1 protein-coding gene is annotated in these 1,263 nt (G+C 64.8%); it reads left to right on the top strand.

Annotated elements, in window-relative coordinates; genetic code table 11:
* Positions 1-1,263: urocanate hydratase (gene hutU / locus HX873_RS30915; protein WP_177123755.1), on the top strand; the 1,263-nt coding region annotated here is incomplete at both ends.

The raw sequence follows: 1,263 nt of genomic DNA, 5'->3' as shown, positions 1-1,263 counted from the left end.
ATCGGCCGTGCGGCACGTAACTGGGAATGCTACGACAAGATCGTCGAAAGCCTGACCAACCTCAACGACGACGAAACCCTGCTGGTGCAATCCGGCAAACCCGTCGGCGTGTTCAAGACCCACAGCAACGCCCCGCGCGTGCTGATCGCCAACTCCAACCTGGTACCGCACTGGGCGAGCTGGGAGCATTTCAACGAACTGGATGCCAAGGGCCTGGCCATGTACGGCCAGATGACCGCCGGCAGCTGGATCTACATCGGCAGCCAGGGCATCGTGCAGGGCACCTACGAAACCTTCGTCGAAGCCGGTCGCCAGCACTACAACGATGACCTCAAGGGCCGTTGGGTCCTGACTGCCGGCCTCGGCGGCATGGGCGGCGCACAGCCACTGGCCGCGACCCTGGCCGGTGCCTGCTCGCTGAACATCGAATGCCAGCAGGTCAGCATCGACTTCCGCCTGAGCAGCCGCTACGTCGACGAACAAGCCACCGACCTCGACGACGCCCTGGCGCGCATCGACAAATACACCAAGGCCGGCCAGGCGATCTCCATCGCGTTGCTGGGCAACGCCGCTGAAATCCTTCCGGAACTGGTCAAGCGCGGCGTGCGCCCGGACATGGTCACCGACCAGACCAGCGCCCACGACCCGCTCAACGGCTACCTGCCCGCCGGCTGGACCTGGGACGAATACCGCGCCCGCGCCAAGACCGAACCGGCCGAAGTGATCAAGGCCGCCAAGCAGTCGATGGCTGTGCACGTCAAGGCCATGCTCGAGTTCCAGAAACAAGGCATCCCGACGTTCGACTACGGCAACAACATCCGTCAGATGGCGCAAGAAGTGGGCGTGGAAAACGCCTTCGACTTCCCGGGTTTCGTCCCGGCCTACATCCGTCCGCTGTTCTGCCGTGGCATCGGCCCGTTCCGTTGGGCTGCGCTGTCGGGCGACCCGCAAGACATCTACAAGACCGACGCCAAAGTCAAAGAGCTGATCCCGGACGACGCGCACCTGCACAACTGGCTGGACATGGCCCGCGAGCGCATCAGCTTCCAGGGCCTGCCGGCGCGTATCTGCTGGGTTGGCCTGGGCCAGCGCGCCAAGCTCGGCCTGGCATTCAACGAAATGGTGCGCAGCGGCGAGCTGTCGGCACCCATCGTGATCGGCCGCGACCACCTGGACTCCGGCTCGGTGGCCAGCCCCAACCGTGAAACCGAATCGATGCAGGACGGCTCCGACGCCGTGTCCGACTGGCCACTGCTCAACGCC

Source organism: Pseudomonas sp. P7758 (assembly GCF_013386485.1).
Lineage (GTDB): Bacteria > Pseudomonadota > Gammaproteobacteria > Pseudomonadales > Pseudomonadaceae > Aquipseudomonas.
The sequence above is the reverse complement of the archived record's forward strand: the minus strand, read 5'-3'. Positions and strand labels throughout refer to the sequence as shown.